This window comes from Streptomyces iconiensis (assembly GCF_028657195.3).
Lineage (GTDB): Bacteria > Actinomycetota > Actinomycetes > Streptomycetales > Streptomycetaceae > Streptomyces > Streptomyces iconiensis.
On record NZ_JANCPR020000035.1, the window covers coordinates 36445 to 62760 of the forward strand.

Sequence of the window (26316 nt, forward strand, 5' to 3'; positions counted from 1 at the left end):
GAGGGCCTGATGGCGGCTTCGACGAACCCTTGGACAGCCCGGCTGCGTCCGGCGAGCGACACACGGCTGCGGCTGATCTGCTTCGCGCACGCCGGCGGCGGCGCCGCGACCTTCCGGGGCTTCGCGCAGCACCTTCCCGACGACATCGACCTGTGTGCCATCCGTCTCCCGGGCAGGGAAAGCAGGCTGCGGGAGCCCCCGGTGCGCAAGATGGGCGAACTCGTCGGCCTGCTCGGCGAGGCGCTGGAGGACCTGTTCGACGTGCCCTTCGGTCTCTTCGGCTACTGCTCAGGCGCGCTGACGGCGTTCGAACTGGCCAGGTACCTGCGCGAGAACGGCGGCCCGCAGCCCGCGGCGCTGTTCGCGTGCGCCTGCCCTTCGCCCGCCATGGTGCTGCGCGACAGCGGCGTCCACGAGCTTTCCAAGGACGAGCTGACCGAACACCTCGCGGCGCTCGGCATCATTCCTGACACCATCCTCCGCACACCCGGGCTCCTCGACATGTTCGAACCGAGCGTGCGCGCCGACTACGAGGTGTACGAGACCCACGAGTACGTGCCGGACGAGCCGCTCGACATCCCCGTCAGCGTGTACGGCGCGACCGCCGACCCCAGCACGACGGAGCCGACCCTGCTGGGCTGGCGCGAGGAGACGACCCGGACCTTCTCCATGCGGCTCTTCCCCGGTGACCACGGCTTCTTCGAGGACGACAGGGCAGCCCTCGCCGCCGGTGTGAGCACCGAGCTGCGTACGGCCGCCGCACAGACCCAGGTGGCGGCCAGATGACCGAACGCGAACTGTCCGAAGTCAAGCGCGAACTGCTCGCCAAGCTGCTCGCGGGCGGCGCCGCACCGACGGCGCGGCGGGTGACCCAGGCCGAGCCCGGCAGGCGGGTACGGCTCTCCTACGCGCAGGAAAGGGTGTGGCTCACCTCCCAGCTCGCTCCAGACGTACCGGTCTTCCACCTGGTGGTGCTCGCGGTGCTGCCGGTGCGGCTGGAGGCCGGGCTGATGGAGGAGAGCCTGCGCGCCCTCGTGGCCCGGCACGACTCGCTGCGGATGACGGCCGAGGTGGAGGACGGCGTCCCGCTGATGGCGGTGCACGACCCCGCGGACATCGCGGTGCGTGTGCCCGTCACCGACCTGTCGGCCGAGCCCGACCCCCGCGCTGCGGCCGTCGAGCACGCCGGACGGGCAGCACGCGAGCCCTACCGGCTGGACCAGGCGCCGCTGTGGCGCGCAGAGATCATATGGCTCGGGCCCGACTCCTCCATGCTGATGTTCGCCGTCCACCACCTGATCGCGGACGCCGGCTCGCTCGACCTGATCGCCATGGAACTCTCGGGGGTCGGACAGGACACTGAACTGCCCGTCTCCTACAGGGACTTCGCCGCCTGGCAGCGCGACGGCATCGAGTCGGGCAGCCTGACCGAGGAGCTGGCCTTCTGGCGCAGCGAGCTGGCCGGGGTGCCGACCTCACTGGAGCTGCCGGCCGACAGGGCCAGGCCCGCGCTGCCCGATCTGTCGGGCCGTACGCTCCAGTTCGACATCCCCGCCGCGACCACCGCGCGGGTCCGGGCGCTGAGCAAGGCCGAGGCCGTCACCCCGTACGTCGTGCATCTCGCCGCGCTCGGCGTCCTGCTGGGCAGGTACACGCACCGCGCGGACGTTCTGGTGGGCACCTATGTGTCGGGGCGGAGCGAGCCAGAACTCCAGCAGCTCGTCGGCATGTTCGTGAACCTGGTTCCGATACGTGTCCGGATGGCGGGCGAGCCCACCTTCCGTGAGCTGGCCGACCGGGTGCGCGGGGCGACCGCGGGAGCGTTCGCGCACCAGACCGTGCCCTTCGAACAGCTCGTCCGGCAGGCCGAGCGCGGCCCCAGCAGGGGGGAGCCGCCGCTGGTGCAGGTCGGCTTCAACATGCTGCGGCTCAAGGGCGCGGCGTTCGGCGAGGCGATCGACCTGCCCATCTCGCAGGACGTTTCCCAGCTCGACCTGACCGTGCATGTGGTGGAGCGCGCCGACGGCTCGCACAATCTGATGCTGGAGTACGCGACCGCGCTGTTCGACAAGGAGACGGTCGAGCAGCTGGCCCGGCACTACCTCAGCCTGCTCGACCGGCTCACCGACGACCCCGATCTCCCGCTCGCCAGGACGGAAACGCTCACCGACGCCGAAAGCGCCGCCCTCACCTCCCTCGCCGACATCGCCGACCTCACCGAGCACCGGGACAGCTCGCGGGGAGCGGGAGCGGGGACGGAAGCGGGGGCCGGCTCGGTCGGCGAACAGCCGCTGCTCGCCGACGCGTTCGCCGAGCAGGCGCGGCTGCGTCCGGACGCGGTGGCCGTACGCGCAGGCGAGGAGGCGCTGACCTACCGCCAACTCGACGCGCGTACCGCACGCCTCGCCGACCAGTTGCGCGCACGCGGCGCGGGGCCCGAGGCCGTGGTCGGTGTCTGCCTGGAGCGCGGCCTGCCGCTGGTGATCGGCCTGCTCGCGGTCTGGCGGGCAGGCGCTGCCTACCTGCCCCTCGACCCCGAACACCCGCCCGCACGCTGGTCCACCATGCTGACGGCGGCCACCGCACTGCTGGTGCTCACCGACTCCGACCACGAGGCCGGTATCGCGGCGCTGCCGTCCGCCGTACCCCTCGTACTGGACGCGGCAGGCGACCTCCGGGCTGCCCCCGCGCCCCCGGCCGACCCCGCGCCCGCGACGGCCCCCGTACAAGCGACGGACTCCGCGCAAGCGACGGCCGCCGTGCACGCGACGGACTACGCGCCCGCGAAGGATTCCGCGCACACGCCCGACGACGCGCCGCGCGGACAGCACCGGGACGGCGTCGCCTACGTGGTGTTCACCTCGGGTTCCACGGGGGCGCCCAAGGGCGTGGTCGTCAGCAACGCCGGTATCGCCAACCGCGTGTGGTGGACCGTACGCACGCATGGCATCGGCCACGGGGACAGGGTGCTCCAGAAGACCAGGACCGGCTTCGACGCCGCGTGCTGGGAGATCTTCGCCCCGCTCGCCGTCGGCGGTACCGTCGTGATGGCCCCGCCGGGCGCCGAACGTGACCCGGCGGCGCTGCTGCGGGCCGCCGCCGAGACGGACGCCACGGTGCTCCAGGTCGTACCCTCCGTGCTGCGGCTGCTCGTCGAGGAGCCGGGCTGGGAGCGGTGCTCCTCCCTGCGGCTGCTCTTCTCCGCCGGCGAACCGCTCGACGCGGCGCTGTGCCGGCGGGTGCGCGAGCTGGCCGACATCGAGGTGTGGAACACCTACGGACCCACCGAGTGCTCCATCGACGTCACCGCGCACCCCTACGACGCCCGGCAGCACGCCGGTACCGTGCCCATCGGCGTGCCGATCGACCACACGCGGATCACCCTCGTCGGCCCCCAGGGCCACCTCGTCCCCGACTCCGTGCCCGGCGAACTGCTGGTCGGCGGCCCTGGGGTGGCCAGGGGGTACGCGGGCAGGCCGGACCTGACGGCCGAGCGCTTCGTGCCCGACCCGTACGGCCCGCCGGGCGCCCGCGCCTACCGCACCGGCGACCTGGTGACCCGGGGCCGCGACGGCGTACTGCGCTTCGCGGGCAGGGCCGACGACCAGGTCAAGGTCAACGGCGTGCGGATCGAGCCGGCCGAGGTCGCGGCCTCGCTGCTGCACCACCCCGAGGTCACGGCGGCACACGTACTGGCGGCGCCGGGGCACACGGGCGAACGGCGGCTGGTCGCCTACGCCGTGCCCGCGCCCGGGTGCACGCCCGAGCCGGGTGCGCTGCGTTCGTGGCTCGCCACCCGGCTGCCCGCCACGATGCTGCCAGCCGTCGTCGTACCGCTGGCCGCGCTGCCCCTCACCGAGAACGGCAAGGTCGACAGGACGGCGCTGCCCCCGGCCGAGGCGGCGGCCCCCGCGGCTGCCGCGCGTCCGGCCCCGCGCACCCCGGACGAACGGCTGGTCGCCGAGGTCTGGTCCGAGCTGCTCGGTGTCGAACAGCCGGGCGCCGAGGACGACTTCTTCGCACTCGGCGGCCACTCGCTGCTGCTCGCGCGGCTCGCCGCACGGCTCGGCGAACGCGCCGGAGTCCCGGTCGCCGTCCACAGCCTCTTCGGCTCGCTGCGGCTGTGCGACCAGGCCGCGCTGCTCGCGCCCGGCGGCCCGCGCACCGACGCGCCGCCGCCGGTCCCGGCCGTGCCCAGGCCGGCACCCGGCGAGCCCGGCCTGCCGCTCTCCTCGGGGCAGCGCAGGCTGTGGTTCCTCGACCAGCTCACCCCGCACAGCCCCGAGTACGTGCTGCCCGTGCCCGTACCGCTCACCGGGAGCGCCGAACTGGCCGCGCTGCGGGGCGCTTTGGCCGACCTGGCGGCCCGGCACGAGATCCTGCGCACCCGCTACGTACGGCATGAGGGCGAGCCCCGCCAGCTGATCGACCCGCCTCCGCGTGAGGGGGAGTGCGAGGTGGTCGACGGCCCGCTGGAGACCGTGGTCGCCGTGCTCGGAGAGCGGATACGGGACGGCTTCGCGCTCGCCGAAGGCCCCTCGTGGCGTGCCGTGCTGCTGCGCGGCACGCAGGAGCCGGGCGCGGGGGACGTACTCGTGCTGCTGCTGCACCACATCGCGGCCGACGGCCTCTCGGTGCCTGTCCTCGGCCGTGACCTGCTGGAGCTGTACCGTGCCCGCACCGAGGGCGGACCGGCGCGGCTGCCCCAACTGGCGGCCCAGTACGCGGACTTCGCCGCATGGCAGCACTCCTGGCTGTCCGGCGAACGCGTCGAGAGCGAACTGGCCTTCTGGCGTGACCGGCTGGCCGGAGCGCCCTACCTGGCGCTGCCGACCGACCACCCGCGCCCGCCGGTACGGGACGCGGCGGGGGCCGTCGTCGGCTTCCGTGTACCCGCCGAGGTGGCGGCGCCCGTCGTCGCAGCGGGACGACGGCGCGGAGCCAGCGAGTTCATGTCGCTGCTGGCGCCCTTCACCGTGCTGCTCGGCAGGTACTGCCGCCTGCACGACGTCACCGTAGGAGTCCCCGTCGCCGGCCGGGCCAGACCCGAACTGGACGACCTCGTCGGCTTCTTCGTCAACACGCTGGTGCTGCGCACCGACCTGTCCGGCGGCCCCACCACCGGGGAACTCCTGGACCGGGTGCGTACGAGCGCGCTGGACGCCTTCGCCCACCAGTACCTGCCCTTCGAGCGCCTCGTGGAGGAGTTGAGCCCCGAACGCGACCTCTCGCGCACGCCCCTGGTCTCCGTGCTGTTCGACGTGACCGACTCCGCCGGGTCCGCGGGGGACCCGGGCGCAGCCGCGCTCGACGAACGGTTCGCGGAGCTGTGGCAGGCGGCGAAGTTCGACCAGACTTGGACGCTGCGCGCCGAGCCCGACGGCTCGTACACGGGCACCGTCGAGTACGCGACCGCGCTGTTCGACGCCGAGACGGTGCGGGAGATGACGGGCCACTTCGTGCAGGTGCTGCGCGGAGCCGCCGACCCGGAGCTGCCCGTCGCCGCGCTCGACCTGATGCCCGGGACACGGCGCGAGGCGACCAGGGCCGACGGGCCGCGGCAGGCCCCGGCGCCCCTGCTGCCCGACCGGATCGCCGCACACGCGGCCACGGCGCCCGGAGCCCTGGCGGTGACCGGCACCGCGCCCGGGGACCAGGACCTCGGCTACCGCGAACTGCTGGACCGTTCGCACCAGTTGGCCCATCACCTCCGCGCGCGCGGCATCGGCGAGGGCGACGTGCTCGGCGTCGCGCTGCCCCGTGGCACCGAACTGCTGGTGAGCCTGCTCGCCGCATGGCACGCGGGTGCCGCCTTCCTGCCGCTCGACCTCACCCACCCGGCAGCGCGCCTGGCCGCACAGTGCGCCGACGCGCGCGCCGTCGCCGTGCTCACCGACGGCACACTCCCGGAGGCCGTCCCGCACGCGGCGCGCGTCGGGACAGGCCGGCCCGACCTGACCACGGTCGACCTGGTCGCTGAGGCGGCAGCCGTCGCCTCCAGGCCCACCACCCCGCCACCCGTGCGCCGCACGGCAGCCGACGCCGCCTACGTGATGTTCACGTCCGGCTCCACCGGACGCCCCAAGGGCGTGGTGGTCGAACATGGCGCCCTCGCCAACCGGGTCGCCTGGTCGGTGGCGGGACAGGGCCTCGGCCCCACCGACCGTCTCCTGCACAAGACGAGGCCGGGGTTCGACGCCTCCCTGCTCGAACTGTTCGCGCCGCTCGCCTGCGGCGGCACCGTCGTCATGGCGCCACAGGGCGCCGAGCAGGACCCCGGGGCCCTGCTGCGCGCCGTGGCCGACGGAGCGGCGACCGTACTGCAACTCGTCCCTTCCGTCCTGCGGATGCTGCTCGACGTTCCGGTGTGGCCCGCGCTGCCCGCACTGCGGCAGGTGTGGCTGGCGGGCGAGCCGCTGACCGCCGAACTGGTCGCCGCGCTGCGGGAACGCATCGGAGCCCAGGCGCGGGAACGCACCGATGACCGGGCGCGGGAACGCCCCGACGACCAGGCGCGGGAACGCACCGACGTGCAGGTGTGGAACACCTACGGGCCCACCGAGTGCGCCGTCGACGTCACAGCGCACCCCGTCGGCACGGCCCCGCGCACCGGCCCGCTGCCGATCGGCACGGCGCTGCCCGGCGTCCGGCTGCGTGTGCTGGACCAGGCGGGCTGCCCGGCACCGGCCGGAGTGCCCGGCGAACTGTTCGTGGGCGGCGGAGCGCCCGCACGCGGATACGCGGACAGGCCCGATCTGACGGCCGAGCGGTTCGTTCCCGACCCCTATGGCCCGCCCGGCACCCGGCTCTACCGCACGGGCGACCTCGTACGCCTCGGCACCGGAGGGACGCTGGAGTTCGCGGGGCGTGTGGACGGCCAGGTGAAGATCAACGGCGTACGGATCGAGCCGGGCGAGGTCGGCGCAGCGCTGGCGGCACACGCCTCGGTCCGCGAAGCGGTGGTCGTCGCACGTGAGGTGGGCTCGGGTGGCCGCAGTCTGGTCGCCTACTACCTGCCGGAGGGCGCCGCACCCGAACCCGCCGAGCTGACCCGCCACTGCCGGGGGCTCCTGCCCCAGACACTGGTGCCCGGCGCCTTCGTACCGCTCGGCTCCTTCCCGCTGACCGGCAGCGGAAAGCTGGACCGCGCCGCGCTGCCCGACCCGGCGGCGGAGCCCGGGGCGGGCGAGGACGGGCCGAGCGGCCCGCTGGAGGAACTGGTCGCGAAGCTCTGCCGCGAGCTGCTGGACCTGCCCGAGATCGGCGCGCACACCAGCTTCTTCGCGCTGGGCGGCAATTCGCTGCTGGCCATCCGGCTGATCAGCGCGCTGCAACGGGAGTTCGACGTGGAGCTTCCCGTGCGCGTCGTCTTCGAGGGTCCGACCGTGGGCGAGCTGGCCACCGCCGTGGAGTCCGCCATCCGTGCCGAGGTCGAGGCACTGTCCGACGACGAACTGGCCGCCGAGGCAACGCTGCTGGCGGCCGAGCCCGCCGGCGAGGAGCCCGGCACGGGCACGGCCCCGTATCCGACGAGCACCGCGTATCCGAACAGCACCGCGTATCCGAACAGCACCGCGTATCCGAACAGCACCGCGTATCCGCACAACAGCGAGGAGCGAGCGACGTGACGGGGAATCAGGGAGCGCGGGAAGCGGCCGAACTCAGGGCCGAGGTCCTCGCCAAGCGACTGGCCGGGCGCCGGAGCGGCAGCAACCGCCGCCGCGGCGCGATCCCGCCCGCCGACCGGCAGGGCCCGCTGCCGCTGTCCTTCGGCCAGCAGCGGCTGTGGTTCCTCGACCGGCTCACGCCGGGCAGCCCCGAGTACCTGGTGCCGTGGGCGGCCCGGCTGCGCGGCGGCCTGCGCGCCGCCGAACTGCGCGCCGCCTGGGGCGATGTCGTCGCGGCCCACGAGATCCTGCGCACCCGCTACGCCCTGTCGGGCAAGGAGCCCGTACAGGTCGTCGGCGCCGCCACCGAGACCGACTTCGCCGTCGTCGACCTTGGTGACAGGCCCGAGGGCGAGCGCGAGAAGCTCGCCCTGGAGTACGCCGACGAGCAGGCCCGCACACCCTTCCGACTCGACGCCGACCTGCCGGCCCGGCTGCGGCTCGTACGCCTCTCCGACGGCGATCACCTGCTGGTGCTCGTGCTGCACCACATCGCCTGCGACGGCTGGTCGCTCAACCTGATCGCTGAGCAGCTCTTCGCCGCCTACCAGCGGCGCTGCGACCCCGAGAGCGCCGAGGGCACGGCTGTGCCGGCCGCCGGGGTGCAGTACGCGGACTACGCCGCCTGGCAGCGGGCCCGGCTCTCAGGCACCGAGCTGGAGCGGCAGCTCGGCCACTGGCGCGCCGAACTGGCCGGACTCGGCACCGCCGACCTGCCGGCCGACCGGCAGCGCCCGCAGATCAGGGACGCCAACGGCGCCACCCTCTGGTTCACGCTCCCCGCCGAACTGGGTGAGCGCGTCAGGCTCCTGGCCAGGGAGCGGGAGACCACGGTTTTCACCGTGCTGCTCACCGCCTTCCAGGTGCTCCTCTCCCGGTACACGGGCCAACGGGACATCGCGGTGGGCACCCCCGTCGCGGGGCGCGAGCGGCCCGAACTGGCCGGGCTCGTTGGCTTCCTCATCAACACGGTGGTACTGCGCGGCCGTTGGGAGGGCGACCCCTCCTTCCTCGACCTGCTCGCCTCGGCACGCGGCACCGTCGAGCGGGCACTCGCGCACCAGGACGTGCCGTTCGAGCAGCTCGTCGAGGAGCTGGCGCCCGAGCGCGACCTGGCCCGCACCCCGCTGTTCACGGTCATGTTCGGCCTCCAGGACGGTGTCGGGGGCGGCGGTACTCAGCTGCCGGGGCTGACCGTCGACCGGGTCGAGGTGGACTGGACCGTCGCGAAGTTCGACGTGAACCTCCAGCTCGCCCAGCTTTCCGACGGCAGCGTGACCGGCTTCCTCGAATACGCCACCGCGCTGTTCGACGAAACCACCATGGACCGCTTCGCGCAGCGGTACCGCAGGCTGCTGGAACACCTCGTGACGGCGCCCGAACGCCCCGTATCGCACGCCGACCCGCTGTCCCCGGGCGAGCGCCGGCAGCTGCTCGGCGACTGGGCGGGCGGCGCCTCGCCCGACGCCGTGCTCGACGAGGACCCCGCGCTCGGCTCCGCCGTCGGCATGCACCAGGCGTTCGAGGCGCACGCGGCTGCTGCCCCGGACGCCGTCGCCGTCACGGCCGAGGACGCCACGCTGACCTACGGCGAGTTGAACGTCCGGGCCAACCGGCTCGCCCACGTGCTGCGCGCACGCGGCGTCGGACCCGACAGCCTGGTGGGCGTCTGCCTGGAGCGCGGCGCCGACCTCGTGGTGAGCCTGCTCGCCGTGGTCAAGGCGGGCGGCGCCTACGTACCGCTCGACCCCGCCTACCCCGCGGCGCGGCTGGGGCACATCCTGCAGGAGACAGGGCTGCGCCTGGTCGTCACCCGGGACGCGCACACCGGCCTGTTCGCCGAGCTGCACGACGACATCCACGCCGACCTGCACGCCGACATCCACGGCGACCGGCACGGCGCCGGACTGGTCTGCCTGGAGTCGGACGCCGCGCTGGTCACGGCGCCCACGACGAACCCAGTGCCGGTCTCAGGGCGGGACCACCTCATGTACGTCATCCACACCTCCGGTTCCACCGGCAGGCCCAAGGGCGTCTGCATGACCCACCGCAACGTGCTGCGGCTGTTCGCTTCGGCCCGCGAGCACTACGACTTCGGCCCCGAGGACGTCTGGCCGCTGTTCCACTCCTACGCGTTCGACGTCTCGGTCTGGGAGCTGTGGGGAGCGCTCGGACACGGCGGAACGCTCGTCGTGCCGTCCTTCGAAGTGACCCGCTCGCCCGAGGAGTTCCTCGACCTGCTCGTGCGGGAGCGTGTCACGGTGCTCAACCAGACCCCGTCCGCCTTCCGCACGCTGCTGGCAGCGCTCGCCGCTACGGGGCAGGACGACCCGCGCCCCGCCGCCCTGCGGCTGCGCAAGGTGATCTTCGCGGGGGAGCGGCTCGAACCCGCCGAACTCCTGCCCTGGCACGCCGTCTTCGGCGAAACAGGCCCCGACCTGATCAACATGTACGGCATCACCGAGACCACCGTGCACACCACCCACCACCACATACGGCCGGCCGAACTGGCGCCCGGCGCCCCCAGCCTCGTCGGGCGTGGCCTGTCGGACCTGCGGGTCTATGTGCTCGACCGGGACTGCGCCCCGGCGCCGACCGGCGTCGTCGGCGAACTCCACGTCGGCGGCCCCGGGCTGGCGCGCGGCTACCTCGGCAGGCCCGATCTCACGGCGGAACGCTTCGTTCCCGACCCCAACGGTCCGCCGGGCGCCCGGATGTACCGCAGCGGCGACCTGGCGCGCTGGCGCGAGGACGGCGTGCTCGAATCCGCAGGCAGGGCCGACAAGCAGGTCAAGATCCGCGGATTCCGGATCGAGCCCGGCGAGATCGAGGCGTCCCTCGCCGAACATCCCGCCGTACGCACGGCCGTTGTCCTGCCCAGAACGGGGCACGACGGAACGGCGCACCTCGTGGCCTACCTGGTGCCCGCGCGGGAAGCGCCCGCGCAGACCGTGCCCGCCCAGACGGCGCCCGCGCAGGAGGCGTCCACCCAGGCAGCGTCCGCCCAGAAGCCCCCCGGGCTCGACCGTGCGGAGATCAGGACATGGCTGGCGGCACGGCTGCCGAGCCACCTCGTCCCCGCCTCCTACATGGAGATCCCCGAGGTCCCGCTGACGGCGAACGGCAAGCTCGACCAGGCGGCGCTGCCAGAGCCTGACTCCACCGCCGTGGCAGCGCACAGCCGCTATGAGGCCGCGCGCACGGCGGGGGAGCAGCGGGTGGCCGCGGTATGGCGTGACGTTCTGCGCAGCGAACGCGTCGGCGTGCACGACAACTTCTTCGAGCTGGGCGGCGACTCGCTGCGCGCCGTCGCCGTGGTGGGCGCCCTGCGTGCCGAGGGCCTCGACGTCTCCGTACGCGACCTGTTCGAGCACCGTACGGTCGCAGGGCTGGCCGAGCTGCTGTCGGGACGTACGGGTACGGCCGAACCGCTGCCGCGCGTCGAGCCGTTCTCGCTGGTCTCCCCGGCGGACTCGGCCCGGCTCCCGGCGGGGCTTGAGGACGCCTACCCGATGTCGCAGGTCCAGGTGGGCATGGTCATCGAGATGCTCGCCGGTGAGCTGCGCAACTACCACAACATCACCTCGTTCAGCATCCGTGACGGGGAGCCGTTCGAAGCGGAAGCCATGCGTGCCGCAGCGGCCGAACTCATCCGCAGGCACGAGATCCTGCGCACCTCGCTGCACCCCACCGAGTTCTCCGAGCCGCTGCAGCTGGTGCACCCCTCGGCCACCCTGCCGCTGACCGTCACCGACCTGTGCCGGCTGCCGTCCGAGGAGCGGGAACGGCGGGTGCGCGCCTACATCGCCGAGGAGCGCGAGAAAGTCTTCGACCTGTCGCTGGCACCCCTGCTGCGGCTGGGTGTGCATCTGCACGAGGACGGATGGCGGCTGTCGATCACCGAGTGCCACGCCATCCTGGAGGGCTGGAGCTACCACTCGCTGCTGATGGAGCTGCTGCACCTCTACCGTGCCCTGCGCGACGGCGCCCCGCTCCCCGAGCCCGGCACCGTCTCCACCCGCTACGCCGACTTCGTCGCCCTCGAACAGCGCACGGCGCGCTCGCCCGAGCACCAGGACTACTGGCAGGGCGTGCTCGACGAGCACGCGCGGCTGCGCGTCCCGGAGACCTGGGCCGCGCCCGCCGAGCCGGCGCCCGAAGGGGAGGAGCAGCGTGCGCCCGTCCCGTACCAGGTGTGGGTACCGGTCGCCGACCTCTACGACCCGCTGCGCGCCCTCGCCGCGCATGCCGGGGTGTCCCTCAAGAGCGTGCTGCACGCGGCGCATCTGAAGGTGATGAGCACGCTCACCGAGGAACGGTTCTTCTACTCCGGCCTCGTCTGCGACACCCGCCCCGAAGTGCCGGGCGCCGACCGGTTGTTCGGCATGTTCCTGAACACCGTGCCGTTCCCCTTCCAGCTCACGGCGGCGACCTGGCGCGAGCTGGTCTCGGACGTCTACGCCCGCGAGTCCGAGGTGTGGAGCCACCGCAGGTACCCGCTGTCCGCGATGAAGCGCGCCCAGGGTCAGGGCGGCAGCCGCCTGATCGACGTGTTCTTCAACTACCTCGACTTCCACATGGTCGACACCGAACTGGTCGACTTCGGCGACAGCATCGACGAGAGTCCCAACGAGTTCCCGCTCGCGGTCACCTCGCTCGGCGGCCACATGATCCTGACCACGAGCACCGATGTCCTCGACCGCCCGCACGCCGAACGGCTGGCCGCCTCCTACCGGCGCGTCCTGGAGACGATGGCGGCCGACCCGGACGGAGACTGCCGCCTCGGCCACCTCGAACCGGGCGAGGAGGCGCGGCTCCTGGCCGCGTACGACAACACGGCGCCCGCCACACCCGCCGGGTCCCTCGACGCTGCTCCGGGGGCTCCCGCCGTCTCCGCCGTGCGGCCCGCTCTGCCCGCGACGCTCGTACAGCGCGTCAGCGAGCACGCGCGCCGGGCACCCGAGCGGCCCGCCGTGACGGACGCCGGGGGCACGCTGCTCAGCTACCGCGAACTGGACGAGCGAGCCGCGCTGCTCGCCCACCGGCTGCGCGCCCGTGGCGTCGGCACCGACGTGCGGGTCGGCATCCTGCTGGCCCACAGCCCCCAACTGCTCGTCGCGCTCCTCGCCGTGCTCAAGGCGGGCGGCGCCTACGTCCCCATGGACCCCGAACACCCCTCCATGCGCTGGGACTTCGTCCTCGCCGACAGCGGCGCCTCGCTGATCCTCACCGACGAGGTCCGCGCGGCCGAACTGGGCCCCGGGCACGCCGGGCGCACCGTCCTCATGGACACCGCTGAGCCGGAGGCCGCCGAAGGGGCCACCGGCGGTCTGCCGCAGGCCGCGCGGGACTCGCTCGCCTACACGATCTACACCTCGGGCTCAACGGGCACTCCCAAGGGCGTGATGGTCACCCACCGGGGCCTGGCGAACTACGTCGACTGGGCCGTACGGCGCTACCGCGTGACGGAGGGCGGCACCGTGCCGCTGCTCGGTTCGGTCGCCTTCGACCTGTCGGTGACCAACCTGCTGGTCCCGCTCGCCGGCGGTGCGACGGTGCGGCTGCTGCCCACCGAACGGCCCGTCGACGCGCTGGCCGGGCTGCTGCGCGACGGGACAGCCTTCGACCTGATCAAGATCACCCCGGCTCACCTGGAAGTGCTCAAGGCGCACCTCGCGGGCGAGGGTCCGATCGACACCGTCGGCACGTTCGTGGTGGGCGGCGAGGAACTGCGCGCGGACAGCGTGCGCTCCTGGCGCCGTCTGACGCCGGACGCCACCGTCGTCAACGAGTACGGCCCCACCGAGACCGTGGTCGGCTGCGTCGTGGCCGACGCGGGAACGCCGGCGCCCGATGCCGTACGGGTACCGATCGGCAGGCCCATCGCCGGCACCCGCGTCCACGTTCTCGACCGGTTCGGCAACCCGGTAGCGCCCGGTGTGGTCGGCGAGCTGTACCTGGGGGGTGCCGGGCTCGCGCGCGGCTATCTCGGGCGGCCCGACCTCACAGCCGAACGCTTCGTCCCCGACCCGTTCACCGCGGCGGGCGACAGGCTGTACCGCACGGGCGACCTCGTCAGGGCCCTGCCCGACGGCGAGTTGGAGTACCTCGGCCGCGCCGACAGCCAGCTCAAGATCGCTGGTTACCGTATCGAGCCCGGCGAGGTGGAGGCCGCGCTGTGCGCACACCCCGGTGTCGCCGAGGCCGTGGTCGTCGCCGGCGAGCACACACCAGGTGACCGCGTGCTGGCCGCCTATGTCGTCGCGGTCGAGGGCGCCGAGCAGCCGGGCCCCGCCGAACTGCGCGGCTTCCTCGCGGGGAGGCTGCCCGTCCACCTCGTGCCGGGCGCCGTGCTGCTGCTCGACGCGCTGCCCGTCACCCAGGGCGGGAAGATCGACCACAGGCGGCTGCCCGCACCCCGGTCCAGGAGCGCGCTGAGCGCGCCGTTCGACCGCACCCGCAACACGGTCGAGGCACGCCTCGCCGACATCTGGGTCAAGGTGTTCGGCCTGGACAGGGTGGGCAGGGACGACAACTTCTACGAACTGGGCGGGGACTCCATGGCCAGCCTGCGCGTCGTGGTCGAGGCCGCGGCACGCGGTATCGACCTGGAGCTGCGCGATGTGCTGGCCCACCCCACGGTCGCCGAACTGGCCAACAGGCTCAGGGGCGGAGAGCTGGCCAACGTGCTGGACAGCGTGCGCGCCGACGCCGTGCTCGACCCCGCGTACGCGCCCGCAGGACCCCGCCCCGCGCCCGCCGGACCCCGCCCGGCTGACGGTGCCGAAGCGCCCGTCCTGCTGACCGGCGCGACCGGTTTCGTCGGTACGTTCCTGCTGCGCGAACTGCTGGACCGTACGACGGGCCCGGTGCGCTGCCTCGTGCGCTGCGACGACGCGGCACAGGGAAAGCGGCGGCTCCTGGACGCGATGCGGGCTCTGGATGTGCCGACGGCCGACGTCGAGCGCAGGGTCGAGGTGGTGCCCGGCGATCTGGCGGCCCCCGAATTCGGCCTGGGAGCCGAGGGGTTCGCCGCGCTCGGCGACGGGCTCGCGGCGATCTACCACAACGGCGCCCAGGTCAACGCCGTGTACCCGTACCCGGCGCTGCGGGCAGCCAACGTGCTCGGCACCCGCAGGCTGCTCGACCTGGCCGCCGCGGGCAACACCCCGCTGCACCACATCTCGACCATGTCCGTGTTCTCGCCGCTCCAGGCCGAGAGCGGCCCGGTCACCGAGGACACAGCGACCGACCACCTGGACGGCATCCCCGACGGGTACTCCCAGAGCAAGTGGGCAGCCGAGGCGCTCGTACGGGAGGCTGCGGCGCGCGGGCTCCCGGCCAGTGTCTACAGGCTCGGGAACATCTCCTGGCACACCCGTACCGGCGCTGCCAACCCCGACGACGTCATCTGCCAGGCACTCGCCGCCTGCGCCCGCCTCGGCGCCGTCCCGATCGCCGACCTGGAACTCGACCTGGCCCCTGTGGACTTCGCCGTGGCCGCGATCGTCGAGCTGTCCCGGCAGGAGGGCGTCGAGGGCGAGCTGTTCCACATCGTCAGCGGCAGGCCGAGTCCCTGGAAGGACACGGCGGAGTGGCTCGCCGACCACACGGGCAGGCCGGTCGAGTCGCTGCCGTACCTCACCTGGCGTGCCCGGCTGCTCGAAGCGGCCGAACTGCCCGGCGGCAGCGAACTGAAGCGGCTGCTGCCGCTGTTCCCGAACATGGACTACGACCCCGACCTGCCCCTGATGCAGCGCGACCACAGGGCACCCCGCACCGAAAGGCGGCTGGCCGCCGCGCGGCTGCGCTGCCCCGAGGTCGGCAAGGAGGAGGTGGCCCGCTTCCTCGACCGCAGGCGCGACCTGAAGCCCCTCGGCACGACAGCCACCTGAGGCCGCGGCCCCGCACGACAGCGGGCAGCGCCCCGTACGCACCGCCCCCGCACACCGCGGGGCGCCGTAGTGCGGGGCGCGCCCCCGTACGAACACGACACCTGCCTCAACCGGTAACTGGGACTTGGAGACTTCGATGTGGCAACGGCGCCGGCACCTGCTGTCGATCGCGGACCTGACGGACGCGGAACTGCACCACCTGGTCGAGGCGGCGAGCGGCCATGCCGCCGCGGCGGCCGAGGGGACCGCCCCCGCCTCCCCGCTGCGCGGACTGGTGGTGGGGACGTACTTCCGTAAGACGTCCACCCGCACCCGCACGGCCTTCTCGGCCGCCGCGCTGCGCCTGGGTGCCCAGGTCATCGCCTTCGGGCCCGCCGACCTCCAGGAGAACACCGGGGAGAGCGTGGAGGACACGGGCCGCGTGCTCTCGCGCATGCTCGACGGCCTGGTCGTCCGCACCTCGGGACCCGACAAGGAGATCGCCGCCTACGCGGCGCAGGAGCGGATGTCGGTCGTCAACGCGATGAGCGAGGGCGAGCACCCCACCCAGGCGCTGGCCGACCTCACCACCGTCCACCGCGTGCGCGGCCGGATCGACGGCGCACGCGTGCTGTACGTCGGCGAGGGCAACAACTCCGCCGTGGCGCTCGCCCTCGCGCTCACCCGCTTCCCGGGGACCGAACTGCACGTGGTGACCCCGCCCGGCTACGGCCTCCCCGAGGCGACACAGCGGGCGGCGCAGAAGTACGCCGCCGCCTCCGGCAGCACGTTCACCCACGGGCACGACCTCGCCGCTGCCCCGGAGAACACCGACTTCGTCTACACGACCCGCTGGCAGACCACCGGCACCACCAAGCCCGACCCTGACTGGCGCACCGTCTTCGAACCGTTCCGCGTCGACGAGGCCCTCATGGCCCGCCACCCCGCCGCCGCCTTCCTCCACGACCTCCCCGCACACCGGGGCGAGGAGGTGTCGGCCGCCGTGCTGGACGGCCCGGCCGGCATCGCCTTCGACCAGGCCGAGAACAAGATGCACAGCGCCGCAGCCGTCCTGGAGTGGTGCCTCACCGGGGGCTGACCCCGCCACGGCCGGCCTCGTACGACGCCGCACCCGGGGCCGCCCGCACCCAGGGCCGCCCCGGGGACGTACGCCAGGCCGGCGAGTACGGGAGCGTGGCCCTTCCCGCCGCGCTCACCCCCCGACGGGCAGCCCTCTGGGCTCCTTGATCCGCTTCATGATGATCTGCGAGTTGACCTCGGCGACCCCGTCCAGCGCCGTCAGCCGTTCGATCCACAGCCGTTCGTACGCCGCGAGGTCCTCGACGGCGATGCGCAGCAGACAGCCGGGGCTGCCGAACAGCCGGTACGCCTCGATGACATCGGGGATGTCCTGGAGCGCGGCCTCGAACGCCTCGACCGTCTCGCGGTCCCGCTGGACCTCGACCGAGACCAGCACCTCGAACCCCCGCGCGACGGCGGCCGGGTCGATGACGGCGCGGTAGCCCTGGATCACCCCGTCCTTCTCCAGCTGCCGCACCCGCCGCATACAGGGCGAGGCGCTCAGCCCCACCCGCTGTGCCAGCTCCTGGTTGCTCAGCCGGCCGTCGCTCTGAAGCTCACGCAAAATACTCAGATCAATCTCGTCCATCGCGCAATTATGCACCTCGGATACGCGGGTAGCGCGAGATTTTCGCAATCTGATTGCGCGCTGACTGGCCTATCCTTGCGAATGACCTTTGCGGGGGAAGACCACCGAATTCTGGGGCTGAACACACATGGAATGGATACGTGCCGAAGGACCACGGCGCCTCGTCCTCATCAGCACGGGCGGCACCATCGCCAGCCGCTGGCAGGGCAGCGGATACGCCGCTGAGGCTTCGGGTGACGACGTACTCGCCGGAGCCGCCCTCCCCGCCGGCATCTCGGTCGAGGTCGTCGATCTGTTCAAGGTCAACAGCTCCCGGATGACCTCGTCCCTCCAGCTCACCCTCCTGCGCGCGGTCCACGACGCGCTCGCCGACCCCGGAGTCGACGGCGTCGTGGTCACCCATGGCACCGACACCCTGGAGGAGACGGCCTTCCTCCTCGACCTGCACCACACCGACCCGCGCCCCGTGGTGTTCACCGGAGCGCAGCGGCCCCTCAGCGCCGAGGACTCCGACGGACCCGGCAACGTGTACGACGCGCTCCAGGTCGCCGCCTCCGTACATGACCTCGGCGTCCTGGTCGTCTTCGACGGCCGCGTCCATGCGGCACGCGGCACCGTGAAGACGCAGACCCTCGCGGCCAACGCGTTCGCCGACCCGCTCGAAGAGTCCGTCGGCCGCCTCGGCTTCGGCAGCGTCGCGATTCGCCGTACGCCCGAGCGCCCCGAACCCCTGCCGCTGCCCCCGGCCGCGCACGCCCCGGCGGACGAGACCGCCGGCTCCCTGCCCCGCGTCGACATGATCGCCCACCACTCCGACGCCGACCCGCTGTTCCTGGACACCGCCGTCGAGGCGGGCGCCCAGGGCATCGTGCTGGTCGCCACCGGCGCGGGCAACGCCACGCCCCGTATCGCCGAGTCCGTCTCGGCCGCGGTCGCCAAGGGAGTCCTGGTGGCCGTCACCACCCGCGTGTTCGCCGGGCCGGTCGCCGAGCTGTACACCGGCGGGGGAGCCGTCGACCTCGTGCGCGCCGGCGCCGTCCTCACCGGAACGCTGCGCGCCGGCCAGGCCCGTATCGCCGTACTCTCCGCGCTGCTCGCCGATGTCGCCCCCGCGCGCCGCACCCAGCTGCTCCGCCGGCTCCTCGACGGCTCGGCGCACCCCGAACCCACGCTGCTCCCCGGCGGCGTCCGTACGTCCGCGCCCGCGGAAGCGGCGGCGCCCGCGGCGCCCGCGGCGGCCTCGGCCTCCGAAGCGCCGGCTGAGCAGCTGAAGGCGAGGACGGCATGAGCGGCTTCCGGCGCGAACACGACCTCCTGGGAGAGCGCGACATCCCGGAAGACGCGTACTGGGGTGTCCACACCCTGCGCGCCACCGAGAACTTCCCGATCACCGGCACGCCCATCTCCACGTATCCGCTGCTGATCGACGCGCTGGCCGCCGTCAAGGAGGCGGCGGCGCTGGCCAACGAGGAGCTGGGGCTGCTCACCCCGGCCAAGGCCGGGGCTCTCGTGGCGGCCTGCCGTGAGATCCGCTCGGGCAAGCTGCACGACCAGTTCGTCGTCGACGTCATCCAGGGCGGCGCCGGAACCTCGACGAACATGAACGCCAACGAGGTCGTCGCCAACCGCGCACTCGAACTCCTCGGCCACGCCAAGGGCGAGTACCAGCACCTGCACCCCAACGAGGACGTCAACCTCGGCCAGTCGACCAACGACGTCTACCCCACGGCCGTCCGGATCGCGACGATCAACGCCGCACACGGACTGCTCCAGGCGATGGCCGTGCTCCAGGAAGCGTTCGCCGCCAAGGCAGTTGAGTTCCGTACGGTCCTGAAGATGGGCCGCACCCAGCTCCAGGACGCCGTCCCCATGACGCTGGGCCAGGAGTTCTCCACCTACGCGGTGATGCTGGAGGAGGACCGCGACCGGCTGGCCGAGGCGGTCGAGCTGATCCACGAGATCAACCTCGGCGCCACGGCCATCGGCACGGGCCTCAACGCCCCGGCCGGATACGCGGCAACCGCCCGCCGCCATCTCTCCTCGATCACCGGCCTCCCGCTGGTGACCTCCGCCAACCTCGTCGAGGCCACCCAGGACTGCGGCGCCTTCGTGCAGCTGTCCGGAGTCGTCAAGCGGATCGCGGTCAAGCTCTCCAAGACCTGCAACGACCTGCGGCTGCTCTCCTCAGGACCGCGCGCGGGACTCAACGAGATCAACCTGCCGCCCGTACAGGCCGGTTCGAGCATCATGCCCGGCAAGGTCAATCCGGTGATCCCCGAGGTCGTCAACCAGGTCGCCTTCGGAGTCGTCGGCCACGACATCACCGTCACCATGGCAGCCGAGGCCGGACAGCTCCAGCTCAACGCCTTCGAGCCCGTCATCCTGCACGCGCTCTCCCAGAGCATCACCTCACTGCGTGCCGCCTGCCTCACCCTCGCCGAGCGCTGCGTCCAGGGCATCACCGCCAACACGGAGGCACTGCGCGCCACCGTGGACAACTCCATCGGCCTGGTCACCGCGCTCAACCCGCACATCGGCTACACCGCGGCCACCGCCATCGCCAAGGAAGCCCTCGCCACGGGCCGCGGCGTGGCCGAACTCGCCCTGGAGAAGAAGCTCCTGCCCCCCGAACAGCTCGCTGCCCTCCTCACCCCCGAGCGCCTCACCTCCGCCCTGCCGGAAGGCCCCACACCACAGGGCCCCACGCAGGAAGGCCCCACACCGGAAGGCCCGCCCTCCGCACCGGGCGACGCCTGACCGGTGGCCGCGCCGGGTGACCGGGTAGCGGCGCACAACATTTCGGGCACGCCCGAATCGTCTTCCACGGCTCACGCCCTCCCGGCACGGTGGGGCCATGAGCATGCGGATGAGAGTACGGGCGTCGGTCGCGGCGGCGGCGGGAACGGCCGCTGTCGCCTGGCTGCTCGCGGGCTCGGCGCCCGCGGGCGCCGCCTCGGGCGGCGGTCTGCACGGGCCCGTCGTCACCCACCCGGAGATGACGCCGCGCGACAACCCCGCGGGCGATGTGTGCGCGTTCGACATGCACACCGAATTCCCCGTAGCCGACCTGACGTTGCGCACGTGGACCAACGACGCGGGCGACCCCGTCTACGCCATCGAGAGCGGCCCCCTGGTCGCGCGCGTGACGAACACCGAGACGGGCAGGACGGTGGAGCGCGACATCTCCGGCACGGGCACACACACGTACCCCGACAAGCACACCGACATCCTCAGCGGCAGCGACTGGGCCGGGGTGCTGCACAAGGGGGACAAGCCGGCGAACAAGCTGCTGATCTCCCGCGGCTTCATGTCCGTGAAGATCACAACCGAGGGCGACCGCACCCACCGCGAACTCCTCGCACTGGACGGGAAGTACGAGGACCTCTGCGAGACGCTGGGCTAGGGCCCTGGCGACGCCGCCAGCGTCACCGGCCGCGGCGTGGATATCCGGTGGTGCGCACGGGATGCGTCTGATTAGCGTCACCGGTCATGGTCTACGAGCATCCTTTGGCCTACGTGCTGGGCCTTGAGGGCATCGCCCTGATGCGGGCGTTCGCCGGGGAGTACGACAGGGATTTCACCGAGGCGCGGATCGCCGAGGTGCGGCGGCTGCTGGACGACGCGTCGCTCGCGCACGGCGGCGTGGAAGCGGCCCGGCTGGAGCCGCCCGAGGGGTACGGGATCTGGGCGGACACGTACGACGCTCCCAACCCGGCCTTCGGCTTCGACGAGCCTCTGGTCACCCGGATCGCGGCGCGGCTGCCGAGCGGCGTCGCCCTGGACGCCGCGTGCGGCACGGGCCGGATCGCGGCGCTGCTGGCAGGGTACGGCCACCGGGTGCTGGGGGTGGACAGCTCGCCCGGGATGCTCGACCGCGCCCGCCTGCGCGTACCGGAGGGCGACTTCAGAGCCGGGGATCTGCGTGAACTGCCGGTGGACGACCGCGCGGTCGACCTCGCCGTCTGCTCCCTGGCGCTGACGCACGTGCCCGAACTGCGGCCCGTGCTGGCCGAGTTCGCCAGGGTGCTGCAGCCTGGCGGGCAGCTGGTGCTGACCGATGTCCACCCCGAGCGGGTGGCGCGGTGCATGATCCCGACCGTCCGCCGCCCGGACGGCAGCCCCGGCAGGCCGGCCTCCTACGTCCACCGCACGGGCGACTATCTCCGTGCCGCGCTCTCCGCCGGACTTCAGGTGTGCGCCTGCGACGAACCGGAGATGCCCCCGGCCGAACCGCGGGCACCCCGGGAGGAGCCGGACTGGCCGGGCCCGTGGGACGTGTGGCCATGGTCGCTGGCCGGGCTCGTGCGCGAGGCGGCGGACGCGGCCGGCGCGGGGGTTCCGGCCATGCTCCAGTGGCACTTCCGGAAGCCGGGGCCGCCCGGGGCCGACTGACGGCGGCGCGTGCGGCTTTCCGGGGCCGACGGGGCCGGCTGGCCAACAGGGCAACAGGGCAACAGGGCCAACAGGGCAACAGGGCCAACAGGGCCAACAGGGCAACAGGGTCCACCGGCCCAACCGGGTTCAATGCGGGCTGCGCACACGTCCGTTGGAGGTTCATGACTTCGTATACACAACGTGTATACCTGTCGTGTATAGTCGTCGTTGTGTTCGCCACCAGCCCTCCAAGGAGTACGTCCATGACGGTGCCCGTATCCGCTTCAGCTCCCGCGCCGGACCCGTCGGCGTCGGCTGAGGCCCTGCTCTTCGCCCAGGGGCTCCGTAAGACCTACGGCCCGACCGCGGCGCTGGACGGGGCCGACTTCACCATCCGTTCCGGCGAGGTCGTCGCCGTGATGGGGCCCTCGGGGTCGGGCAAGTCCACGCTGCTGCACTGCCTCGCGGGCATCGTCCCGGTCGATGAGGGCACCGTGCGCTATCAGGGCCGGGAGCTGTCCTCGCTCTCCGACGCCGAGCGCAGCGAGCTGCGCAGGGGCGACTTCGGGTTCGTGTTCCAGTTCGGCCAGTTGGTGCCCGAGCTGACCTGCCTGGAGAACGCGGCGCTGCCCGTACGCCTCGCGGGCGCGGGCCGCAAGGAGGCCGAGGAGCGGGCGAGGGAGTGGCTGGTGCGGCTGGAGGTCGACGAGGTGCGCCACCACAGGCCGGGGCAGGTCTCCGGCGGCCAGGGCCAGCGCGTGGCGATAGCCAGGGCGCTCGCCGCGGGCCCCCGGCTCGTCTTCGCCGACGAGCCGACCGGCGCGCTGGACTCCCTCAACGGCAGGCGGGTCATGGAACTGCTGGGCTCGGCCGCCCGGGAAACCGGAGCGGCTGTCGTCCTGGTCACGCACGAGTCGCGGGTCGCCGCGTACGCCGACCGCGAAGTGGTCGTGCGTGACGGCAAGGCATACGAGCAGGCGACCACAGCAGGGGGCGTCGCATGAGCGGGCGCACACAAGGCAGAGGCATGCGCGGATGGGCCCGCGATCTCGTGATGGGAGGCAGGTTCGCCGTCGCGGGAGGCCGCCAGGGCTGGGTCCGTACGATCCTCACGGCCGTCGGCGTCGCTTTCGCCGTCACGGTGATGCTGCTGGCCGCCTCGTTGCCGAACCTCCTGCACGAGCGGGACGCGCGCGCGGATGCCCGTACGCAGGGTCCAGGAACGGCCTCGGTCGACGGGCCCAAGCGCAGCGACACCTCGCTCCTCATGGACTCGGCGAGCACCACCTTCCATGGGCAGGCCATCGTCGGCAAGTCGCTCCAGGCCGAGGGGAGTTCCCCGAAGCTCCCGCCAGGTGTCGACAAGCTGCCCGGGCCCGGCGAGATGGTGGTCTCGCCCGCGCTGAAGAAGCTGCTGGAGAGCCCCGAGGCCAAGGAGCTGGACCGGCGTCTGGACGGCCGTGTCGTCGGCACGATCGGCCAGGACGGGTTGCTCAAGCCGACAGAACTCGTCTTCTACATGGGTTCCGACACACTCGGTGGCGCGGGCAGTACGGCCCAGCGCCTCGACGGTTTCGGCGGCGCCATGGAGGACGAGCCACTGCCGCCCGTCGCGCTGCTGTTGGTCGTCGTCGCCTGCGTCGTGCTCCTGCTGCCCGTGGGCGCCTTCGTCGCCACAGCGGCCAGATTCGGCGGCGAACAGCGCGACCAACGGCTCGCCGCGCTGCGGCTGGTGGGTGCGGACACCGCCATGGCGCACCGGATGGCGGCGGGGGAATCGCTGGTCGGAGCCCTGTTCGGACTGGTACTCGGCTCGGGCCTCTTCCTCGCGGGGCGCGCGCTGATCGGGCGGGTCGCGGTCGGTGAGATCAGCGTCTTCCCGAGCGACGTGTCACCCAGTCCGGGCATCGTCACGCTGATCGCGCTCGGCGTGCCCGTGATGGTCGTCGCCTCCGCGCTGCTGGCCATGCGCGGGATCGCCGTGGAACCGCTCGGCGTGGTGCGGCAGGCCGCCCCCCGCGGGCGCCGGCTGTGGTGGCGGCTGCTGGCACCCGTGGCCGGACTCGCGCTGCTGTACCCGCTCGCCGGTTCGGCGGCCGGCAAGGAAGGCGGCGTCGACAAGACACAGACGGCGGCGGGCATCATTCTCCTGCTGAGCGGCGTCGCGCTGCTGCTGCCCTGGGCCGTGGAGCGGCTCGTCGGCGCGATGCGCGGCGGTCCACTCTCCTGGCAGCTCGCGACCCGCCGCCTCCAGCTCAGCGGCAGCTCGTCGACCCGCGCCATCAGCGGCATCACCATCGCGGTCGCCGGGGCCATCGCGCTCCAGATGTTCTTCGCCGGCGCGAGCTCCGCATCCGGTGCGAGCACCGGCGACCAGCCGTCACGGAACCGGCTGAACGTGGCCGCCTTCACCGCCACCGGCGATCAACGGGGCGCCGAGGATCTGGAGCGCCGGCTTGCGCGCACCAAGGGAGTGCGCGACTCCATCGGATATCTGGAGTCCTACGAGGAACTGGCAGGCAAGGGCGAGACGTACGCCAGCGTCATCGTCGCCGACTGCGCCACGCTCAAGAAGCTCGCCAGGATCGGCCCGTGCGCCGACGGGCAGGTCTTCCGCGGGAAGTCGAAGCACAAGGAAGCGGACTCCGTGCTCCCCAAGCCCGGCGAAAAACTCCGCTTCGCCTCCGACGAGCAGTCCTCAGGGCCCGGGTCCGGCGCCGGGAGCGAAGCCAAGGGCAAGGACAGCCACGGGGACGGATGGACCGTACCTGCGGACGCCCGTACGGTCGAGAGCCGCACGCACTGGTGGGAAGGCCCGGGGAACGCGCTGCTCCTCACGCCGTCGGCGCTGGCCCTCGACCGGCTGGACAACCCGACGTTCACCGGCTGGGTGCGTACCGACCCCGGCGAGCCCGAGGCGGGGGAGTACGTCAACACGACCGTCTTCCACTTCGATCCGGCGTACTCGGTGCTGACCGAGGGGGAAGAGCAGGCGGAGGACACGATGGCGGCCCTGGGCCGTGCCATCGTGGCGGGAGCCGCCGTGATCATGGGCCTGATAGGCGCCAGCATGGTCGTCTCCACGGTCGAGCAACTGCGGTCCAGCAGACGTCAGTTGGCCGTTCTGGTGGCCTTCGGTACCCCGCGCTCGGCGCTCGGCGCCTCGGTGCTGTGGCAGACCGCGGTGCCGGTGGCGCTGGGGCTGACGATGGCCGCGGGATTCGGCACCCTGCTCGGCTGGGTGCTGCTGAGGCTGGTACGCGAGCCGGTCACGGACTGGCTGGCTTTCCTGCCCATGGTGGGCATCGGCGCGGGCGTCGTAGCCCTCGCCACCCTCGGCACCCTCCCGGTCCTCTGGCGCTTGATGCGCCCCGAGGGCCTGCGCACCGAATAGCCCCACCCCCGCCGCACCCACACCGCGCCCGCCCCTTCGCCGGGGCGGGCCCCGCGGTGTGCGTGCGGGGAGCCGGTGCTTCGCCGGCCGGCGCACGGGCGCCCCGGAGCACAGGGCGGCGCACGGGGGCCCCGGAGCACGGGGCGGGGGGCACAGGGCGGGAGTACGGGCTCCGGCGTACTGGCCGGGCAGTGCTGGCCGGCCTGGCGTGCCGGCGGGGCGTACCTGACGGGCGAGTTCAGGGGCCGCGGCGGCGGCGTGGGGTGAGGCGGTCGACCATTTCGGCGAGTTCCACGCACGCCTGCTCGATCTTGCGCTGCGTGTTCCGCTTCTCCGCCGTGATGGCGGCCAGCAGCAGCGCGGTCAGCGCGGCCGAACCGTTGAGCGCCTGGAGACTGATCATTCCCTCGATGAGCGTGTGCTCGGAGAAGGGCCCCACCTGGTCGGTCGCCGCCACGGTTGCCGCAACCGACACGATGCCGGTGCAGAACGCGCCGCCCGCCAGCCGGAACCGCAGCGCGGCCCAGGTCAGCAGGGGAAAGACGAGGAACAGCAGGTTGATGGGGCTGCGCGTGGACGCGATCGCCACGACGGCGGTCGCGACCAGCAGCGTGAGGACCTCCAGCACCTGCGGCACGTTCCGTGGCGGGCGCACCGTGCGCACCGCCAGCAGCAGCGGTGTCACCACCAGCACCCCCACGGCATCACCGGCCCACCACGCCGACCACACGGGCCAGAAGGCCGCCGCGTCGATGTTCCCGTTGGCCAGCAGCATTCCCGTACCGAACGTCGGGCTCGTCAGCATCCCCGCGAACGCGCCGAGGAAGACGAGCAAGGCGCCGTCCCGCAGCCGGTCCAGTTCCACGCGGAACCCCGTATGGCGCAGCAGGAGGAAGGAGACGTACGGCGCGAGCGTGTTGCCCGCGATGAAGCCCAGGCTGGTCGGGTTGAGGCTGCTCATCCTGGCCGCCACGAGGAGTGCGCCCAGCATGACGCCAGGCAGCACCCGGCCGCCCCAGAGCAGCAGGGCGCTCACGGCAATCCCCGTGGGCGGCCAGAACGGGGTGACGACGGCGCCCTCCACAATCACCTGCCGCACCAGCCCCAGACCCCCGGCCGCGTAGTAGCTCAGGGCGATGACCAGCACGCGCAGACAGTCCGCGATGATCCGCCGGCTCCGGCTCGTGCCCGCAGTCGTCTCCTGGTGCTCCACACCGGTCATCAGACAACGAGCCGCGCGCGCACGCGACCGCGTGACACGCGCCTCCACCCCACCGTTCCCACCAACCCCACCCCAACCGGCCTCCCCGCCTCCCCCGAAGCCCGCCCGACAAGCAC

The 26316-nt window shown here is 72.8% G+C and carries 12 protein-coding genes; 10 read left to right on the forward strand and 2 right to left on the reverse strand.

Features of this window, described 5'->3' with window-relative positions; translation table 11 throughout:
* Positions 1-9: 9 nt before the first annotated feature.
* The 4 genes from NMN56_RS29515 to NMN56_RS29530 all read left to right on the forward strand — a co-directional run bounded on the left by NMN56_RS29515 (position 10) and on the right by NMN56_RS29530 (position 16640).
* Positions 10-786: a thioesterase II family protein gene (locus NMN56_RS29515; protein WP_274042111.1), complete on the forward strand. Its 777-nt coding sequence runs from the start codon at positions 10-12 to the stop codon at positions 784-786.
* Positions 783-7628 (forward strand): non-ribosomal peptide synthetase, encoded by a 6846-nt coding sequence (locus NMN56_RS29520; protein ID WP_274042112.1) that lies wholly within the window; start codon positions 783-785, stop codon positions 7626-7628. Before NMN56_RS29515 ends, NMN56_RS29520 begins: the two co-directional genes overlap by 4 nt.
* Positions 7625-15562: a non-ribosomal peptide synthetase gene (locus NMN56_RS29525; RefSeq protein WP_274042113.1), complete on the forward strand. Its 7938-nt coding sequence runs from the start codon at positions 7625-7627 to the stop codon at positions 15560-15562. The genes NMN56_RS29520 and NMN56_RS29525 overlap by 4 nt, the downstream gene beginning before the upstream one ends.
* A gap of 136 nt (positions 15563-15698) precedes the next feature.
* On the forward strand, positions 15699-16640 hold the full coding sequence (locus NMN56_RS29530; protein WP_274042114.1) for an ornithine carbamoyltransferase: 942 nt from the start codon (positions 15699-15701) through the stop codon (positions 16638-16640).
* A 114-nt stretch (positions 16641-16754) separates the two neighbouring features.
* On the opposite strand, the gene NMN56_RS29535 is transcribed toward NMN56_RS29530, so the two are convergent.
* Entirely contained in the window at positions 16755-17210 is a 456-nt protein-coding gene (locus NMN56_RS29535) for an Lrp/AsnC family transcriptional regulator (protein WP_274042115.1), read from the reverse strand.
* A 127-nt stretch (positions 17211-17337) separates the two neighbouring features.
* On the opposite strand from NMN56_RS29535, the gene NMN56_RS29540 reads away from it, so the two are divergent.
* The 6 genes from NMN56_RS29540 (at position 17338) to NMN56_RS29565 (ending at position 24978) form a co-directional block, all read left to right on the forward strand.
* Complete coding sequence (locus NMN56_RS29540) at positions 17338-18498, forward strand: asparaginase (RefSeq protein ID WP_274042116.1); 1161 nt, start codon at positions 17338-17340, stop codon at positions 18496-18498.
* Positions 18495-19967 carry an aspartate ammonia-lyase gene (aspA, locus tag NMN56_RS29545; protein WP_274042117.1) on the forward strand — a complete coding sequence of 491 codons (1473 nt, stop codon included), beginning with the start codon at positions 18495-18497 and terminating at the stop codon, positions 19965-19967. Before NMN56_RS29540 ends, aspA begins: the two co-directional genes overlap by 4 nt.
* A gap of 97 nt (positions 19968-20064) precedes the next feature.
* Positions 20065-20613, forward strand: a complete 549-nt coding sequence (locus tag NMN56_RS29550) for a hypothetical protein (protein ID WP_274042118.1) — start codon at positions 20065-20067, stop codon at positions 20611-20613.
* 86 nt (positions 20614-20699) lie between these two features.
* Positions 20700-21602 carry a class I SAM-dependent methyltransferase gene (locus NMN56_RS29555; RefSeq protein ID WP_274042119.1) on the forward strand — a complete coding sequence of 301 codons (903 nt, stop codon included), beginning with the start codon at positions 20700-20702 and terminating at the stop codon, positions 21600-21602.
* Positions 21603-21847: 245 nt separating this feature from the next.
* Positions 21848-22588: an ABC transporter ATP-binding protein gene (locus tag NMN56_RS29560; RefSeq protein WP_274042120.1), complete on the forward strand. Its 741-nt coding sequence runs from the start codon at positions 21848-21850 to the stop codon at positions 22586-22588.
* A 23-nt stretch (positions 22589-22611) separates the two neighbouring features.
* Entirely contained in the window at positions 22612-24978 is a 2367-nt protein-coding gene (locus NMN56_RS29565) for an FtsX-like permease family protein (RefSeq protein WP_280842724.1), read from the forward strand.
* A 238-nt stretch (positions 24979-25216) separates the two neighbouring features.
* Here NMN56_RS29565 and NMN56_RS29570 read toward each other — a convergent pair whose 3' ends face one another.
* A complete protein-coding gene (locus NMN56_RS29570; protein ID WP_274042123.1) occupies positions 25217-26200 on the reverse strand; it encodes an MASE1 domain-containing protein in 984 nt (327 codons plus the stop codon).
* Positions 26201-26316 lie beyond the last annotated feature (116 nt).

What these genes read in the sequence shown, in the direction of transcription:
- NMN56_RS29540 (WP_274042116.1), top strand. Translation starts at nt 17,338, where the DNA reads ATGGAATGGATACGTGCCGAAGGACCACGGCGCCTCGTCCTCATCAGC.
- aspA (WP_274042117.1), top strand. Translation starts at nt 18,495, where the DNA reads ATGAGCGGCTTCCGGCGCGAACACGACCTCCTGGGAGAGCGCGACATC.
- NMN56_RS29535 (WP_274042115.1), bottom strand. Translation starts at nt 17,210, where the DNA reads ATGGACGAGATTGATCTGAGTATTTTGCGTGAGCTTCAGAGCGACGGC.
- NMN56_RS29560 (WP_274042120.1), top strand. Translation starts at nt 21,848, where the DNA reads ATGACGGTGCCCGTATCCGCTTCAGCTCCCGCGCCGGACCCGTCGGCG.
- NMN56_RS29520 (WP_274042112.1), top strand. Translation starts at nt 783, where the DNA reads ATGACCGAACGCGAACTGTCCGAAGTCAAGCGCGAACTGCTCGCCAAG.
- NMN56_RS29530 (WP_274042114.1), top strand. Translation starts at nt 15,699, where the DNA reads ATGTGGCAACGGCGCCGGCACCTGCTGTCGATCGCGGACCTGACGGAC.
- NMN56_RS29515 (WP_274042111.1), top strand. Translation starts at nt 10, where the DNA reads ATGGCGGCTTCGACGAACCCTTGGACAGCCCGGCTGCGTCCGGCGAGC.
- NMN56_RS29550 (WP_274042118.1), top strand. Translation starts at nt 20,065, where the DNA reads ATGAGCATGCGGATGAGAGTACGGGCGTCGGTCGCGGCGGCGGCGGGA.
- NMN56_RS29565 (WP_280842724.1), top strand. Translation starts at nt 22,612, where the DNA reads ATGCGCGGATGGGCCCGCGATCTCGTGATGGGAGGCAGGTTCGCCGTC.
- NMN56_RS29570 (WP_274042123.1), bottom strand. Translation starts at nt 26,200, where the DNA reads ATGACCGGTGTGGAGCACCAGGAGACGACTGCGGGCACGAGCCGGAGC.
- NMN56_RS29555 (WP_274042119.1), top strand. Translation starts at nt 20,700, where the DNA reads ATGGTCTACGAGCATCCTTTGGCCTACGTGCTGGGCCTTGAGGGCATC.